12 protein-coding genes are annotated in these 16363 nt (G+C 61.0%); 8 read left to right on the top strand and 4 right to left on the bottom strand.

The features are described from left to right. Positions 1–94 precede the first annotated feature (94 nt). The 4 genes from PspCFBP13508_RS21825 to PspCFBP13508_RS21805 all read right to left on the bottom strand — a co-directional run bounded on the left by PspCFBP13508_RS21825 (position 95) and on the right by PspCFBP13508_RS21805 (position 8013). On the bottom strand, positions 95–3460 hold the full coding sequence (locus tag PspCFBP13508_RS21825) for a calcium-binding protein (protein WP_241669539.1): 3366 nt from the start codon (positions 3458–3460) through the stop codon (positions 95–97). 183 nt (positions 3461–3643) lie between these two features. Then, positions 3644–5308, bottom strand: coding sequence for a hypothetical protein (locus PspCFBP13508_RS21820; RefSeq protein WP_241662940.1), 1665 nt, complete (start codon positions 5306–5308; stop codon positions 3644–3646). Between the two features lie 566 nt (positions 5309–5874). Then, positions 5875–7191, bottom strand: coding sequence for a bifunctional DedA family/phosphatase PAP2 family protein (locus PspCFBP13508_RS21815; protein WP_137215663.1), 1317 nt, complete (start codon positions 7189–7191; stop codon positions 5875–5877). 126 nt (positions 7192–7317) lie between these two features. Then, positions 7318–8013 carry a DNA-3-methyladenine glycosylase gene (locus PspCFBP13508_RS21805; protein WP_130912141.1) on the bottom strand — a complete coding sequence of 232 codons (696 nt, stop codon included), beginning with the start codon at positions 8011–8013 and terminating at the stop codon, positions 7318–7320. 177 nt (positions 8014–8190) lie between these two features. On the opposite strand from PspCFBP13508_RS21805, the gene PspCFBP13508_RS21800 reads away from it, so the two are divergent. From PspCFBP13508_RS21800 to PspCFBP13508_RS21765, 8 genes are all read left to right on the top strand, one after another. Next, a complete protein-coding gene (locus PspCFBP13508_RS21800; protein WP_137215662.1) occupies positions 8191–9462 on the top strand; it encodes a glutamate-5-semialdehyde dehydrogenase in 1272 nt (423 codons plus the stop codon). A 1-nt stretch (position 9463) separates the two neighbouring features. Beyond that, the gene (gene nadD / locus PspCFBP13508_RS21795; protein WP_016773023.1) at positions 9464–10153 is read left to right on the top strand and encodes a nicotinate-nucleotide adenylyltransferase; all 690 of its coding nucleotides are present in this window, start codon (positions 9464–9466) and stop codon (positions 10151–10153) included. Between the two features lie 72 nt (positions 10154–10225). Continuing rightward, a complete protein-coding gene (gene rsfS, locus PspCFBP13508_RS21790) occupies positions 10226–10720 on the top strand; it encodes a ribosome silencing factor (RefSeq protein WP_016773024.1) in 495 nt (164 codons plus the stop codon). A 9-nt stretch (positions 10721–10729) separates the two neighbouring features. Further along, a complete protein-coding gene (rlmH, locus tag PspCFBP13508_RS21785) occupies positions 10730–11197 on the top strand; it encodes a 23S rRNA (pseudouridine(1915)-N(3))-methyltransferase RlmH (RefSeq protein ID WP_011063671.1) in 468 nt (155 codons plus the stop codon). A 10-nt stretch (positions 11198–11207) separates the two neighbouring features. Further along, positions 11208–13103, top strand: coding sequence for a penicillin-binding protein 2 (mrdA, locus tag PspCFBP13508_RS21780; protein WP_071173699.1), 1896 nt, complete (start codon positions 11208–11210; stop codon positions 13101–13103). A gap of 31 nt (positions 13104–13134) precedes the next feature. Continuing rightward, the gene (rodA, locus tag PspCFBP13508_RS21775; protein WP_051600793.1) at positions 13135–14238 is read left to right on the top strand and encodes a rod shape-determining protein RodA; all 1104 of its coding nucleotides are present in this window, start codon (positions 13135–13137) and stop codon (positions 14236–14238) included. Positions 14239–14255: 17 nt separating this feature from the next. Then, on the top strand, positions 14256–15266 hold the full coding sequence (mltB, locus tag PspCFBP13508_RS21770) for a lytic murein transglycosylase B (protein WP_137215661.1): 1011 nt from the start codon (positions 14256–14258) through the stop codon (positions 15264–15266). Further along, positions 15266–16276 (top strand): septal ring lytic transglycosylase RlpA family protein, encoded by a 1011-nt coding sequence (locus tag PspCFBP13508_RS21765; RefSeq protein WP_016773027.1) that lies wholly within the window; start codon positions 15266–15268, stop codon positions 16274–16276. The genes mltB and PspCFBP13508_RS21765 overlap by 1 nt, the downstream gene beginning before the upstream one ends. The last annotated feature ends 87 nt before the right edge of the window (positions 16277–16363 follow it).

Genomic DNA, 16363 nt, shown 5'->3' with positions numbered 1-16363 from the left:
ACGAGTCAGCCTTCAATGGCAGAGTTGTTCAGGTGCCAGTGGATAGTCGGATCTCCACTGGCAATTTGTTCACATCGCGCTGGCGCGGTCAGATTCAATGGCGGGCGATAAACAGGTCTTCGCGGTTCAAGCGTGTCTGTGGATCAGTCACCGAACTCCAGTAGTTGCTCACCGAGTTGTACACCAGCGTGCCCTGCATGCCGGGCTGGTAACCGATGTGCGTCACGTAGACCCGTGCGGCCAGTTCGCTGCGTTGCCTGTGCTGTTCGATGCCGGCCAGCAGCGCCTCGACGCTGGCGTAGCTGCGGGCATCGATGACGTATAGCTGCAACATTTCGAACAGCAGCGAGACTTCGTAGATATTGCCGGCCGACGTCACCACGCTGACGGACTCCACTGGCGTGTCGACTCCCATCTCCGGCAGTTCAACGGTGACGCTGGCGATGCGCAAGCGATTGCCGTCAAGCCGGATGTCCTCGCGTGTAACGGTCTCACCGAGCGTGCGAGTAAACAGATTCCAGGTTGACGCATTGGCGGTTTTCGCCGCGGCCCCCGGGGTGGACAGGCGCACGATGCAGTTGCTGGCCAGATAAACGTCGTACGTCGCGCTCTGGCCCTCGAGCAGATAGATTCCTGTGTGCGCACGCTGTTCGATGACCACCTTGCTCGCCTGTGCGGTCAATGCTGGTTTTTCACTGACCAAAGGCCGCGTGAACAGATATTTGCCATTGCGCTTTTTCAACCAGCTGCGTGTGCTGAACAGCCGCGTGCCGGGGTTTTGCGCGTCTTCTTCGTAGTCCAGCTCCGGCACTTGCAGGCGGTAGGAAACTTCATCCTGGAGAACCAGCACGATGTCCTGCGCCAGCAGGGGTGTGGTGACTTTCAGGCTGTTGCGGCCGCTGTATCCCGTCGCTGATGCAATGGTTTGAATCACGCCCTTGAACGCAACCACTTTGGACGGCAGCAGAATCGACAGGCAGATATTCGTGTAGATCAGGTGGGTATTGCCCGAAACTCCGTTACGCAACTCGACGTCATAGCTGATCACCGCGTCGATGATTTCACTGTCCCGGAAGTCGAGATAAACGGTGCGGGCCGTGGCAGGTGCGGTGCGCTCAGCGACGAATTCGACCCGACGGTCCGTGCGTGCAATGAAATATCGATTCAGGCCCTGGCTGTCGATGACTACCTTGCCGTCATTGATGATGGCCGGCGCCGCGGCCGGTCGACCGTTGACGGTCACGGCGACCTCGATGTCCTGACTCAGTGCTTCGCCTGGCTGGGCAGGCAGCAGCGCCAGCAGTTCATATTTGTCTTGTGTGCGGAACAACCATCGGGCGTTTTTCAGTTGGCGCTGGCCGTCGACCATCCGATAGACGTTTTCCAGCGTCAGCACATGTTCGGGTTCGCTGCCATCCTTGCCGCGCAGCGAACTGACGACCAGCGAAGTGCCAATGACCTGCCAGCGCTGAATGACTTCCCGCGGCCAGCCGAATTCGACCACGCTGGAGTGTTCGCCGTCCTCGATGATCGTTGTGCGCATATTGGTATTGGCGATGTAGTAGCTGTCCTCGCCGCTGCCTCCGTCCACCTGACATTCGGTGCCGAAGATGGCAATGATGTCGTTGCCGTCTCCTGCGCTGATGCGGTCGTAACCGTTGGCAGCAATCTGGTTGGCATCGGCGGTACCCGTGACGCGGCTGGTGCCTTTGCGCAGGGTCGAGACGTTCTCGAACGAAGTCAGGTGCGCGACTTCGATTCCTTGCGCCGCTGGGTCCAGGCCGCGCAACGCCACCTTGCCGGTTTGCAGATTGATGTCATGCCCGATGTGGCGCGTGTCGCTGGTCGGGCGGCTGCCTTCGAACGCCACGGTGTCGGCGCCGGCACCGCCGTCGAGCACATTGATGTGCGCCGGTTTGCCTGGCCGGTCCAGTTCCTGCTCAGTGACTTCGTGATGGAACGCATCGTTCCTGTCGCCGCCGGTCAGCGCTTTGTGGCCGTCGCGGTAGGTGAACAGATTGGCCTGGGCCTTGACGCCGACGACGCGGTCATCGCCATCGCCCAGGCGCCAGAAAATGCCTTTGCCTTCGCCCGCGCTGCCGCTGACCTTGCCTTTGAGATCGGCAGGCAAGCCATCGCCGGCATCGATCACATCGTCTGCGCCAACGATGACGGCCTGGCTATCGAGTTTGAACGGCTTCTGTCCGACGCTTTCGTCCCAGACATAGCGCCACAGCTCGACGGATTGCAATTCGGTGCGAAAAGCGCCGTTGACCACGTGCTCGATGGAGTTCTTGTACGCGCCCTCGAGCAGGTCCCTGGCCGACTGTTCGAGCTGTTTTTCATGGTCGCGATAACCTTTGCTCAGCTTGAAGCGATCCATCACCTCCGTGTCCAGTTCCTGGCGGGTGAAAGCGAACCAGCCGGAGCGCAGGCGTTCGAGGCCAGTCAGTTCGATGTAGTCATCGATGTCGTCAACCACCCGCGCGGCCTGATAAATCATCGACCCGGCGATCAGCAGCGCCGCAGCGGCGAGCCCGACCGGGCCGGCGACACTGCCAAACCCGGCCAGCGCAGCGACGCCCAACACCAGACTGATGCCAGCGCCGGCCACGCTCAGCGCGCCACTGACGTAGTGATCCTGCGCTTCTTTGCCCGACGCGGCAGCAGCAGCATTGAACGATTTGACCGCATCAATGATGTCGAACGGCAGGGTGATCGCGCTGGCGAACATTCCTGCGCCGCGGCTCATGTATTTGCCCACCGAAGTCAGCGGGAAGTATTTGAAGAGGTTGCCTCCTTGAGTGAGCATCGCGTGGCCAGTCTTGGTCAGACCCTGCTCGATGACCAGCGAGCCGAGTTCGGCGGCAATGGAGCTGCCCTGGAACAGCGCTTCCAGTTTTTCACCCTTTTGCAGCGCATCGGCCATGGCCATATAACCGCTGTAGATGCCAAACCCCTGCAGGCCGACACCTGCACTGCTGGTCAGGTAACTTTTGTATTTGTTGATCCAGCCTGGCGCGTTTTCGAACGTATCGATCCGATGGATATCCAGCTTTTGCGCAGCCTTGCCCAGTTGATTCAGGCGATCGGTACTGCTGCCAGCCGCAATGGGCGAGTCGCTGACGAACATCGGCCCGGCGTCGATGGAGCGTTTGCAGGCGATCTCATAAAAGAGCATTGCCACCAGGCCGCTGTCCGGGACGTCGGCCGCCCTCAAGCGACTTTCGACTGCTGCCGCCTGGAAATTGAGCCCGTCGAGAAACTCTTGATCCGGGACCTTCATGTTGGCGTTTGTCGTGCTGATCAGTTGGCCGTTGACCGTTGCGCCCAGCGCCTGCAGTTCGACCCGACTGGCCATGTACTCGCCAATGCGCAGCGGGCCGAAGTGTTCGTCGAGGGATTGCAGCGTCTGGTTGTGCGAGGCGTCAGCGGGCTCGACGATGGAAGGTGAAGGCACGTGCTCGGGGTTGCCTGTTGCCGGTGCATACGCATTGGCTGAGGCATCAATGGGAGTGACTTGAAGCAGGCGCACATTGGAACTATGCGTCGAGGGTATGATGAGTTTCGCCACGTCTTGATCCTTGAATGGTGTGTATGAAGCTGCGGTTTTCTTACCGGTGTTGCGGGCAAACTGTTTGTTTCAGGGCCAAACGATGTCATGAGCGAATTCGTTTCTGTTGCCTGAAAGCCTGACTATGGGCAGGGCCGCTGCCTCGACCTGGTCGATCAATCGGTCATATTCGAACTGATTGGAGTGTCCGGCATGGGTCGCCGCTTTGATGCGTCCAGCGCTGTCTCCCGCCATGTCGTTGATGTCTGTCACCCTGGCGCCTTTGGTCTGGGCGCTGTTCAGCAGCCAGATACGCTCGGCGCTCAGTCCGCTGCGGCTGACAGAGATCAGTCCCTCGAAATCGTCAGAGGGAAACCAGGTCGGCGGCGTTTTGCGGGCGCTGGCGTTGAACATCATGTTTTCTTCATGCGGGACGACTTCAAGGTTGCGGGTGTCGAGGGCGTAGATGAACATTTCCGTCTGCCGGGTGCGGCTGGACCGGTAATCGCGCTCGTGATCCCACGCCACGGGGCTGGCCGGTTCAGACCAGCCGGAAGACGAACTGCTTGGCGAATCGCTGGCATCGCTGTCAGCACTTTCCGAGCTGCTGTCGCTGGCATCACGCCCCGGATATTTGTGGGTCTGGCTGTTGAAGCGCAGGTATTCAGGATCCGGCGCGCTGGCATACATCTGGCCCTCATTGAGACTGAAGGTCGCGCTGATCGGCTTGTGTGTAGTGGCGCCGGGTTCATGGTGGTAGCGCGGCAGCATGGTGCCGTCGTTCGCCAATTCGAACGGGGTGCGCTCGTCACCTCGAAACAGCGCAGGAATGTCGGTGCGGTACAGGCAATTGTTCTTGTTGCGCAAGTAACCGAGTTTCTTCAGCAGTGCTTCACGTATTTCGGGAGTCAGACTGTTCTCGGCGTGATACCAGTCGTGGCGGGCATTGCGCTTGAGGTTGAGTTGTTCGACTGCATCCTTGGCGAACTGCTCGAGTCGCTGCGGATTGTCGACGTCATCGAGCAAGCGCTGGTGAGCCTGGACCCAGGCCGGTATTGCCAGCCGGTTCTGCATGTCTTGCTGCAGACGCAGCAATTGGCTTGGCAGCAGGTTGAACGACTGCAGATAACGCTCACGCTCCTTGAAGGACATGGCCGGGTGCAGCCAGCGCAGGCTGTCGCGCAGCAGGTCGGTCACCGGGTTGCCCGTGGGCGATGGTTGCGCCCATTGGGGTGGCTGGCCGGTGGTGTGGGCATGCAGACGAAACCTCACGATGTCCTCGCCGTGCAGCCCGTACAGTTGCCAGATTTGCCTGTCGGTCCAGTGCACGAAGTGCGTCGGCTGTGCGTCAAAGCCGCCAGCGGGCGGGTCGACGCGCATGAAGTTGCCATACTCATCCGTGAGAGCGAACAGTGTCTGAGGTGCGCTTGATCCCCCGGACTCGCGCATTTCGAAATAACCCTGGTTGTCTGGCGAGCGCCCCGAGGGCCAGTAGCGGCTCTGGTCGATGGGCTGAGAGGGTGACTGCACGCGCGGTCGTTTTGCCGCAGGCTGTTCCGTCAGGCGCCAGGTCTGGCCCTCGGCATTTTTATACAGCCGCGGTCCGGAAGGGATGCGCTCGGTCAGCAGTTTGCTTCGCAGGGTGCCGGATTCATCGAGGCCGACATGAGTGGTGCGCAGCACGCCGTCGACATACACATCAACGAACTTGCGGTTGACGATCCAGCGAAAGCCTTCTGCGTCGGCGGGGTTCATGCCGCGCAAAAAAGCCTCGGAAAGCCAATAGTCATCTATCGATTTTTCACTCCCTCTATGGGCTGGCATGGGGGTGACTTCGACGGCGGGCAACCTTGGAGTTTCCCCGCTTGATTGCAGGCTGCCAGGACTGTTCGGCAATGTCTGTTGAAAAAAATCCGTGATGCGCGAAAATCCGGGAAGCGCAATGTCGGATCTGCGCGTCCCGGAAGTGCCTATTTCAGAATGGCGCGTAGCCGTCACGGACGTTTTGCGCGGTAATTTTGGACTCATGATTTGACTCGAAACTGATAGCAACTATAAACATTGTCTGGTGAGATCAATGTTTGAGGATATGTAATCACGCTAATCAAGTTTATTAACCTGGCGTGTGCTTATCAGTATGAAAGGCGCTGGTGTATGAAGTCGGCTTTATTATGTAACGCCAATTTTATATTCGTTTCAGCAGGAAAGTTTGCTGGCTTGCGGGTGCGCAAGTAATAAAGGTGAATCCAATGGCGGGGCCGCTCTTTTCGAGTGTTTCCGAAGAGCGGCGCTTAATGGTTGATATCTGAAAAGTATTTGTTTCAATAAGCGTAACGCAACAATGTATGCGGCAAGTGGCGCAGTACAAAGAATCCGAACAGTGCAACCATCGATGGCAGGATCAGCCACCAGATCTTGAACGGCATCGCGTTGAGGGACGTCTGTCGTTGGCTCAACCACAGCATCGCGGCACAGACGCAACTGGCGAGCATGGCACCGGCGAGAATGTCGGTTGGCCAGTGCGCCCCCAGATAGACCCGTGACAAGGCAATTGCCAGTGCCGGGATGCAGGCAATCAGCAGCCAGGTCAGACGCATGCGTGGCGGCTGACCGCGACCGGCCAGTACACCCAACGTCAGGAACAGGGCGAATGCGCCCGAGGCGTGACCGCTTGGCATGCTGTAGGTGGTCAATGGATCACTGAGCACTTCAGGGCGCACCCGGGCGAAGAAGTATTTGGTTCCGGTGTTGGCCATCGCGGTCACCATCATGGTCGCGCCGGCAAATATCGCCTGGCGCCACTGCTTGCACAGCAACAGCAATATGACAAGCAGGGCGCTGAACAGCAGCATGTTGCGGAACTCGCCGATCAGGGTCAGCGTCACGGCGATTTCGTCCAGCGCTGGCTGGCGATGTTCCTGCACCAGAGTCATCACACCGTTGTCGAGCGCGGTGAGGTATGGATAGCCGATAAACAGCCCGATCAGGATCAACAGGCTCATGCCGCCGATCCAGATCGTCGCCCGACGATGACGACGCACGCTGCTGTTGACGCTCAGGCCGACCATCACCGCGATGCTGGCCGCGACAATTCCGGCTTCGAGCCAGAAACCTTCAGGCAATGGCAGGCGGAACGCCGCGCCCGTGGCCCAGCCCGGCAACAGGTAAGCCAGGCTCCAGCCGGCGGCGGCGAGCAGGCTGACGGCGAAGAAGCGCGGGAACGGCATGTCGCACATCCCGGCGACCATCGGCAGCATCGGCCGCAGCGGGCCGATGAAACGCCCGACCAGCAGGCTGGCGATGCCATAGCGCTGGAAGTACGACTCGGCGCCGGCCATCCATTCCGGGTGATGGCGTAGCCCGGGGAGGCGGCGGATGTTCTGGTGGAAATGCCGCCCCAGAAAGTACGAGATCAGGTCGCCGAGGATGCCGCCGAGAAAGCCCAGCAGCAGCGTTTCGCTCAGTGACAGCGCGCCGCTGCCGGCCAGTACCGCCACGGCAAACAGCAGCACCGTGCCTGGCACGATCAGCCCGGCAATCGCCAGGCACTCCACGCACGCCACGAGGAACACCGCTGCGGCCAGCCACTGTGGATTGGCGCCGAGCCATCCGGTGATGCTATCGAGCCATGGGCCCATACAGAAAAACTCCAGACTATTGATGATCCCGGTAGGAGCTGCCGCAGGCTGCGATCTTTTGATTCTGCTTTAAAAGAACAAGATCAAAAGATCGCAGCCTGCGGCAGCTCCTACAAGGGTAAGCATTTACAGCAACATATAATCCCGGCCTTCGACCTGACCCCGTCGCAGCGGGTTCCGCGTGCACCATTGCGCATACGCGGCGTCAACGAAGCGGTACATCAAGTGTTCATCACGGCCCAGCGGAATGCCCAGCCGGGTGGTTTGAATAATCTGCGAGGGCGGCGGCCCGGTGTCTTCGACCAGCAACAACTCATGGTCGAAACGCTTGGCATCCCACATCGGTACTTTCAAACCCAATGCCTTGCACAACAACGTCTGCCCGGCGCAGAGCTTCTGCGTCGGACGCGGTCGCCCCTGGGCATCGGGATTGTTCAGCAGCATCTGCGCCAGACTCGCCGGGCCGCTGACCTCGTCGACCCACGGATAGGCGGATTTGATCAAAACGGCATTGCCCGGACCTTGCGCGCTGAAGTTCAGCGAATCACCGCCACGGGCGTAGTACATATAAATGTGGCCGCCATCCAGAAACAAAGCCTTACGCTTTTCTGTGTAACCGAGCGAGGCATGACTGCCTTTTTCCGCGCAGTAATAGGCTTCGGTCTCGATGATTCGTGCGCTCAGCCACAGGTCGCCGACGCGATGGCGGATGACTTTGCCGAGCAGCGCCTGCGCCAGCACTTGTGCGTCGCGGTCGAAAAAACTGTCCGGCAGGCCCACGGGCAGGCGCGCGGACTCGGGGCAAAGGGGCACGTTGGTCATGATGGGCAAGGTTTATCCAGGCTCAAGAGGTCGTGATGATAACAACGCTGAGCTTAATTACGTCTGAACGAGGGGCAAACGCAGCTCATTTCGACCATCCGCCCGTCACCGCTGTTAGTCCCGGGACGCGGCAGCTATAATCTGCCGCTTTCCTCTTTGCCAAGACCCCAGCAGACCATGACTGAGTCCGTTCTTGACTACATGACCCGATTGGGTCGCGCCGCCCGCGCTGCCTCCCGGGTCATCGGTCGCGCCAGCACCGCGCAGAAAAACCGCGCCTTGCAGGCTGCCGCCGATGCTCTGGATGCTGCACGCGCCGAGCTGGCCGCAGCCAATGAACGGGATCTGGCTGCCGGTCGCGCCAGCGGTCTTGAGCCGGCGCTGCTGGAACGTCTGGAACTGACCCCGGCACGCATCGACGGCATGATCGTCGGCTTGCGCCAGGTCGCTGCACTGGCGGATCCGGTCGGCGCGATCCGCGACATGAGCTTCCGTCCGTCGGGCATTCAGGTCGGCAAGATGCGTGTACCGCTGGGCGTGATCGGAATCATCTACGAATCCCGTCCGAACGTGACCATTGATGCCGCCAGCCTGTGCCTGAAGTCCGGCAACGCGACCATCCTGCGCGGCGGCTCCGAGGCAATTCATTCCAACCGCGCGATTGCCGCGTGCATTCAGCGCGGTCTGGCCGAGGCCGAACTGCCCGCCGCCGTGGTGCAAGTGGTCGAAACCACTGATCGTGCCGCGGTTGGCGCGCTGATCAGCATGCATGAATACGTCGACGTCATCGTGCCCCGTGGTGGCCGTGGCCTGATCGAACGCATCAGCCGCGATGCCCGCGTGCCGGTGATCAAGCACCTGGACGGCATCTGCCACGTTTACGTCAGTGAACACGCCGATCTGGGCAAAGCCCAGCGCATCGCCTTCAACGCCAAGACTTACCGTTATGGCATCTGTGGCGCGATGGAAACTTTGCTGGTCGATCGAGCGATTGCCAGGGATTTCCTGCCTTCGATGGCCGCGCAGTTCCGCGACAAAGGTGTCGAGTTGCGTGGTTGCGAACGCACCCGGGCGATCATCGAGGCTGTAGCGGCCACCGAGGACGACTGGCACACCGAGTACCTGGCGCCGATCCTGTCGATCCGCGTGGTCGACGGACTGGAGCAGGCAATCGAACACATCAATCATTACGGCTCCCATCACACCGACTCGATCGTCAGCGAAAACCTCGCCGACACCCGCCGGTTCGTGGCGGAAGTCGACTCGGCCTCGGTGATGATCAACACGCCGACCTGCTTTGCCGATGGATTTGAATACGGATTGGGTGCCGAGATCGGCATTTCTACTGATAAGCTGCACGCCCGCGGCCCGGTGGGGCTCGAGGGGCTGACCTGCGAGAAGTACATCGTGGTCGGCGATGGCCAGTTGCGCGGCCAGGCGACGGTCTGACTTGACCGACCTCGACCTGACAGCGCCGCACACCGGCAGCGAGTCGCGCCCCCAACGCATTGGCGTGCTGGGCGGTACGTTCGACCCGGTGCACATCGGCCATTTGCGTGGCGCGCTGGAAGTTGTCGAAGCGCTGGCGCTGGACGAGTTGCGCCTGATGCCGAATGCGCGGCCGCCACATCGCGGTACGCCGCAGGTGTCGGCGCAGGATCGGCTGGCGATGGTCGAGTGCGCGGTGGCCGGATTGCCGCCGCTGGTGGTGGACGCCCGCGAATTGCAGCGGGACAAACCGTCCTGGACCATCGATACCCTGGAGTCGCTGCGCGCAGAGATGCCCGCCGAGACCCAGGTTTTTCTGCTTTTGGGCTGGGACGCATTTTGCGGCCTGCCCACTTGGCACCGCTGGGAAGAGTTGCTCCAGCATTGCCATATCCTGGTGCTACAGCGCCCGGACGCCGACAGCGAACCGCCGGATGCCTTGCGCAACCTGCTGGCAGCGCGTTCGGTGAGCGACCCGCTGGCCCTGAAAGGGCCGAGCGGACAGATTGCATTCGTCTGGCAGACACCGCTCGCGGTTTCCGCCACCCAGATCCGTCAACTGCTGGCCAGCGGTAAGTCGGTACGTTTCCTGGTGCCCGACGCGGTCCTGGCCTACATCGATGCGCACGGTCTGTACCGTGCGTCGAACTGAACAAGGCGTGCTTCACCGATACGGATCACCGTATCCCCAAGCCGCCGAATACATGAGCAAAACGAGTTACATATGACTGATAAAGATCTACCGAAAGTAAAGCGCAAAGGCACGTTCAAGAGCGCACCACTGCCGGAAGCCGTCAACACCAACGAGCCGCTCAAGGGCGACGAACTGGTCAAGATTGCCGTCGCCGCGCTGGAAGACGTCAAGGCCCAGGACATCCAGATCATCGATGTGCGCGACAAGCAGAGCATCACTGACTACATGATCATCGCCACCGGTACCTCCAATCGCCAGATCAACGCGATGCTCGACAAGGTCCGCGAGGAAGTGAAAAAGCAGGGCGCCAAGCCGCTGGGCGAAGAAGGCAAGGGCGACAGCGACTGGGTACTGCTCGACCTCGATCTGGTGATCGTGCACATGATGACCGCCTCGGCGCGTCAGTTCTACGACCTGGAGCGTCTGTGGGCCGGTGCCGAGCAAAGCCGTGCGGCCGATGCCAAGCATCACAGCCCGGAAAACACTCACGAGCATTTCACCAAGCTCAACAAAGACCAGTTCTAAGGGATTGCTGTGCGACTGCGCCTGATCGCCGTCGGTTCACGCATGCCCAAGTGGGTGGAAGAAGGCTGGCATGAATATGCCAAGCGTCTTCCGTCCGAGCTGGCGCTGGAACTGGTGGAAATTCCGCTCAATACCCGCGGCAAGAATGCCGACGTGGCCCGTTTCATCCGCCAGGAAGGCGAAGCCATGCTGGCCAAGGTCGGGCACAACGAGCGGATCGTCACGCTGGAGGTTCACGGCAAGCCGTGGAGCACCGAGCAACTGGCGGTTGAGCTCGATCGCTGGCGCCTGGATTCGCGCACGGTCAACTTCATGGTCGGCGGCCCGGAAGGGCTGGCACCGGAAGTCTGTGCCCGCGCTGACCAGCGCTGGTCGTTGTCGCCGCTGACCTTGCCGCACCCGCTGGTGCGGATCCTGATCGGCGAACAGTTGTACCGTGCCTGGACCGTGTTGTCCGGCCACCCTTACCACAAGTAAGCCTGCCCTCATGTCTCAGCCGATCCGCATCAAGGACCACGAAAAGGACGCCCGTCTGGTGCGCAGCCGTGTCGTGTTCGGTGCGATCGTGATCGTGGCGCTGATCTGTGTGTTGATCGCGCGTCTGTATTACCTGCAGGTGATCCAGTACGAGTACCACTCGACACTGTCGGAAAACAACCGCGTCCATGTGCAGCCGATTCCGCCGACGCGCGGGCTGATTTTCGACCGCAACGGCGTGGTCGTGGCCGACAACCGGCCGAGCTTCAGCCTGAGCATGACCCGCGAGCGCTCCGGCGACTGGCAACAGGTGCTCGACGTCATCGTCGAGGTGCTGGAGCTGACGCCCGAGGACCGGGTGATCTTCGAGAAACGCATGCGTCAGGGGCGCCGGCCGTTCGAGCCGGTGCCGATCCTGTTCGAGCTGACCGAAGAGCAGATCGCCCGCATCGCGGTGAACCAGTTCCGCCTGCCCGGGGTGGAGGTGGTCGCGCAACTGGTCCGTCACTACCCGCAGGGCGCGCATTTCGCGCACTCGGTGGGCTACATGGGGCGGATCAACGAGAAAGAGCTGAAGTCGCTGGATCCGGTCAACTACAGCGGCACCCACCATATCGGCAAGACTGGCATCGAGCGTTTCTACGAGCCGGAATTGCACGGTCAGGTCGGTTACGAGGAAGTCGAGACCAATGCCCGTGGCCGCGTATTACGGGTGCTCAAGCGCACCGATCCGATTCCCGGCAAGGACATCGTCCTCAGCCTCGACATCAAGTTGCAGGAAGCCGCCGAGGCCGCGCTGGGTGGGCGTCGTGGCGCGGTGGTGGCGCTTGATCCGAAAACCGGCGAAGTGCTGGCGATGGTCAGTCAGCCGAGTTTCGACCCGAACCTGTTCGTCACCGGCATCAGCTTCAAGGCCTACGCCGAGTTGCGTGATTCCATCGACCGGCCGCTGTTCAACCGCGTGCTGCGCGGTCTGTACCCGCCGGGCTCGACGATCAAACCGGCGGTAGCGATTGCCGGTCTCGACGCCGGCGTGGTCACGGCTTCCAGCCGGGTGTTCGACCCGGGCTATTACATGCTGCCCAACTACGACCACAAGTACCGCAACTGGAACCGCACCGGTGACGGCTTCGTCGACCTCGACACGGCGATCATGCGTTCCAATGACACCTACTTCTATGACCTGGCGCACAAGCTCGGCATCGATCGGCTGTCGACGTACATGAACAAGTTCGGCATCGGCCAGAAGGTCTCGCTGGACATGTTCGAAGAGTCCCCGGGCCTGATGCCGTCCCGCGAATGGAAACGGGCGACGCGCAAGCAGGCGTGGTTCCCCGGTGAGACCCTGATTCTCGGGATCGGCCAAGGCTATATGCAATCGACGCCGCTGCAATTGGCCCAGGCCACGGCGCTGGTGGCCAACAAAGGCATCTGGAATCGTCCGCACCTGGCCAAGTCCCTCGACGGGGTCAAGCCGGTGGATGAAAACCCGATGCCGAACATCGTCCTGCGCGACCCGTCCGACTGGAACAAGGTCAACCACGGCATGCAGCAGGTGATGCACGGTGCCCGTGGTACCGCGCGCAAAGCGGCGATCGGCGCGCAATATCGCATCGCCGGCAAGTCCGGTACCGCGCAGGTGGTGGCGATCAAGCAGGGCGAGAAATACGACCGCTCCAAGGTCCAGGAACGCCACCGCGACCACGCCCTGTTCGTCGGCTTCGCCCCGGCCGATGATCCGAAAATCGTCGTGTCGGTGATGGTCGAGAACGGTGAGTCCGGTTCCGGCGTTGCCGCGCCGGTGGTGCGCCAGGTCATGGATGCCTGGTTGCTCGACCAGGACGGCCACCTGAAAGCCGAGTACGCCAGCCCAATCACTGCGGAGGCCCCGGCCCGTGATGAATAATTTCGATCGCATGCTCTCCAGCGAGGATGTGATGCGTCGCCGCGCGACGTTGCTGCAAAGACTGCATATCGATGGCCCGCTGTTGATCCTGTTGCTGATCCTCGCCGCCGGCAGCCTGTTCGTGCTGTATTCGGCCAGCGGCAAGAGCTGGGATCTGCTCGGCAAGCAGGCCACATCCTTCGGCATCGGCCTGGTGGCGATGATTGTCATCGCCCAGTTCGAGCCGCGTTTCATGGCCCGCTGGGTGCCGCTCGGTTACGTGATCGGCGTGGTCTTGCTGATTGTCGTCGACATCATGGGCCACAACGCCATGGGCGCCACGCGCTGGATCAACATCCCCGGGGTGATCCGCTTCCAGCCCTCGGAATTCATGAAGATCCTGATGCCGGCGACCATCGCCTGGTATCTGTCCAAACGCACCTTGCCGCCGCAGCTCAAGCACGTCGGCATCAGCCTGATGCTGATTGGCGTGCCGTTCATTCTGATCGTGCGCCAGCCCGATCTCGGTACCTCGTTGCTGATTCTCGCCGGTGGCGCCTTCGTGCTGTTCATGGGCGGCCTGCGCTGGCGCTGGATTCTCAGCGTACTGGCGGCGGCGGTGCCGGTGTCGGTGGCGATGTGGTTCTTCGTCATGCATGACTATCAGAAGCAACGGGTCCTGACCTTTCTCGACCCGGAAAGCGATCCACTCGGTACCGGCTGGAACATCATCCAGTCGAAAGCCGCGATCGGTTCCGGTGGCGTATTCGGTAAAGGCTGGCTGCTCGGCACCCAGTCACACCTGGACTTTCTCCCGGAAAGCCACACCGACTTCATCATTGCTGTGCTTGGTGAAGAGTTCGGTCTGGTGGGGATTTGCGCGCTGCTGCTGATCTATCTGTTGTTGATCGGGCGCGGGCTGGTGATCACCGCGCAAGCGCAAACGCTGTTCGGTAAATTGCTCGCCGGCGCGTTGACCATGACTTTTTTTGTTTACGTTTTCGTCAACATCGGTATGGTCAGTGGCCTGTTGCCGGTCGTGGGGGTGCCGTTGCCGTTCATTAGCTACGGAGGAACTTCGCTGGTGACGCTGCTGTCAGCGTTTGGGGTTTTGATGTCGATCCATACCCATCGCAAGTGGATCGCACAGGTTTGAATAAGGTGAAGAGTGCAATGCAAGTAATGCGTGGCTGGGCGACTCGATGCGCGCCGCTGGTTGGCCTGATGGGCCTGCTGGGGAGCGTGCAGGAAGCGCTGGCCGGCGACTATGAAGGCTCGCCGCAGGTGGCCGAATTCGTCGGCGAAATGACCCGCGACTACGGTTTCGCCGGTGAACAACTGATGGGTGTGTTCCGCGAGGCGCAACGCAAGCAGTCGATTCTCGACGCCATCTCCAAACCCGCCGAACGGGTCAAGCAGTGGAATGAATATCGCCCGATGTTCATCACTGACGCGCGCATCGCCCGGGGTGTCGATTTCTGGCGTCAGCACGAGGCGACCCTGGCCCGTGCCGAGCAGGAATACGGCGTGCCGGCACAGGTCATCGTGTCGATCATCGGCGTCGAGACCTTTTTCGGACGTAATACCGGCAATTTCCGCGTGATCGATGCTTTATCGACCCTCGGCTTCGACTATCCTCCCCGTGCCGAATTTTTCCGCAAGGAACTGCGTGAGTTCCTGCTGCTGGCCCGTGAAGAGCAGGTCGACCCGCTGACCCTGAAAGGCTCGTACGCCGGGGCCATGGGCCTGCCGCAGTTCATGCCGAGCAGCTTTCGCGCCTACGCGGTGGACTTCGACGGTGATGGCCACATCAATATCTGGAACAACCCGGACGATGCCATTGGCAGCGTCGCCAGCTATTTCAAGCGTCATGGCTGGGTTGCCGGCGAGCCGGTGGTCAGCCGCGCCGATGTGCGCGGCGAGCAGGTCGATGAAGGCCTGACCACCGGTATCGAACCGGTGAAGACGGTCGCAGAGTTGCGGGCGCTGGGCTGGTCAAGTCATGATGCGCTGCGCGATGATATGCCGGTTACCGCATTTCGCCTCGAAGGCGACAACGGCCCTGAATACTGGATGGGCCTGCAGAATTTCTACGCGATCACGCGTTATAACCGCAGCGTGATGTACGCCATGGCCGTACATCAACTGTCTGAACAGCTGGTACAAGCACGGGGCGTCAAGTAATGCAGGCATTGCCTAACAATAAACCCCTGAAGCTGGTGGCTTTCGCTGCGTTGGCAGTCCTGGTCGCCAGTTGCACGACCAGCCGTACGCCGACGCAGAAGACCCCGTCCACCGCTGTCCGCGCCCAACCGGGCCTGGACATCAACCGCGCGCACAAAGACGGCGCGCCGTGGTGGGATGTCGATGTTTCGCGCATCCCGGATGCGACGCCGACCCTGCACACCGGCCCGTACAAGGCCAATCCGTACACCGTGCTGGGCAAGACCTATTTTCCGTTACAGGAATCCAAGACCTACGTGGCTTCGGGCACGGCGTCCTGGTACGGCACCAAGTTCCATGGCCAGAACACCGCCAACGGCGAAGTGTATGACCTGTACGGCATGAGTGCCGCGCACAAGACCTTGCCGCTGCCAAGTTACGTTCGGGTGACCAACCTGGACAACAACAAGACCGTGATCCTGCGCGTCAACGACCGTGGGCCGTTCTACTCCGATCGCATCATCGACTTGTCCTACGCAGCGGCGAAGAAACTCGGCTATGCCGAAACCGGCACCGCGCGGGTCAAGGTCGAAGGCATCGATCCGCAGCAGTGGTGGGCGGCCAAGGGCCGTCCGGCGCCGCTGATGCTCAACGAGCCGCAAGTGGCGCAGAATAGCGCGCCAGTGATTACGGCTTCGGCCGGCACCGTCGAGCAATGGACACCGCCGCCGCAGCAACACGCCGCGGCCGTGGTGCCCGTGCAGATCGATGCAAAAAAAAACGCTTCTGCACCAGCGTCTGGCCAGTATCTGCAGGTGGGCGCGTTCGCCAACCCGGACGCTGCCGAACTGCTGAGGTCGAAGCTCAGCGGGATGGTGAGCGCGCCAGTGTTCATCAGCTCGATCGTGCGCAATCAGCAGACCCTGCACCGGGTACGCCTGGGGCCGATCGGCTCGCCGGGTGAAATCGCCCAGGTGCAGAACAGTGTGCGTCTGGCCAATCTGGGTTCGCCCAGCGTGGTCACCGAGTAACACGTAGACCTTGATTGACGGTTCACTTGCGGTATTCGGGGGGTGAACCAGGTTGTTGGCTCGTCGAAGAACAAAAGCCCGGCAAGG

Source organism: Pseudomonas sp. CFBP13508, from assembly GCF_005233515.1.
GTDB lineage: Bacteria > Pseudomonadota > Gammaproteobacteria > Pseudomonadales > Pseudomonadaceae > Aquipseudomonas > Aquipseudomonas mercuritolerans.
This window is presented reverse-complemented; position numbering and strand designations above follow the sequence as displayed.

What these genes read in the sequence shown, in the direction of transcription:
- PspCFBP13508_RS21805 (WP_130912141.1), bottom strand. Translation starts at nt 8,013, where the DNA reads ATGACCAACGTGCCCCTTTGCCCCGAGTCCGCGCGCCTGCCCGTGGGC.
- PspCFBP13508_RS21800 (WP_137215662.1), top strand. Translation starts at nt 8,191, where the DNA reads ATGACTGAGTCCGTTCTTGACTACATGACCCGATTGGGTCGCGCCGCC.
- PspCFBP13508_RS21765 (WP_016773027.1), top strand. Translation starts at nt 15,266, where the DNA reads ATGCAGGCATTGCCTAACAATAAACCCCTGAAGCTGGTGGCTTTCGCT.
- mrdA (WP_071173699.1), top strand. Translation starts at nt 11,208, where the DNA reads ATGTCTCAGCCGATCCGCATCAAGGACCACGAAAAGGACGCCCGTCTG.
- PspCFBP13508_RS21820 (WP_241662940.1), bottom strand. Translation starts at nt 5,308, where the DNA reads ATGAACCCCGCCGACGCAGAAGGCTTTCGCTGGATCGTCAACCGCAAG.
- rodA (WP_051600793.1), top strand. Translation starts at nt 13,135, where the DNA reads ATGCGTCGCCGCGCGACGTTGCTGCAAAGACTGCATATCGATGGCCCG.
- PspCFBP13508_RS21815 (WP_137215663.1), bottom strand. Translation starts at nt 7,191, where the DNA reads ATGGGCCCATGGCTCGATAGCATCACCGGATGGCTCGGCGCCAATCCA.
- rsfS (WP_016773024.1), top strand. Translation starts at nt 10,226, where the DNA reads ATGACTGATAAAGATCTACCGAAAGTAAAGCGCAAAGGCACGTTCAAG.
- mltB (WP_137215661.1), top strand. Translation starts at nt 14,256, where the DNA reads ATGCAAGTAATGCGTGGCTGGGCGACTCGATGCGCGCCGCTGGTTGGC.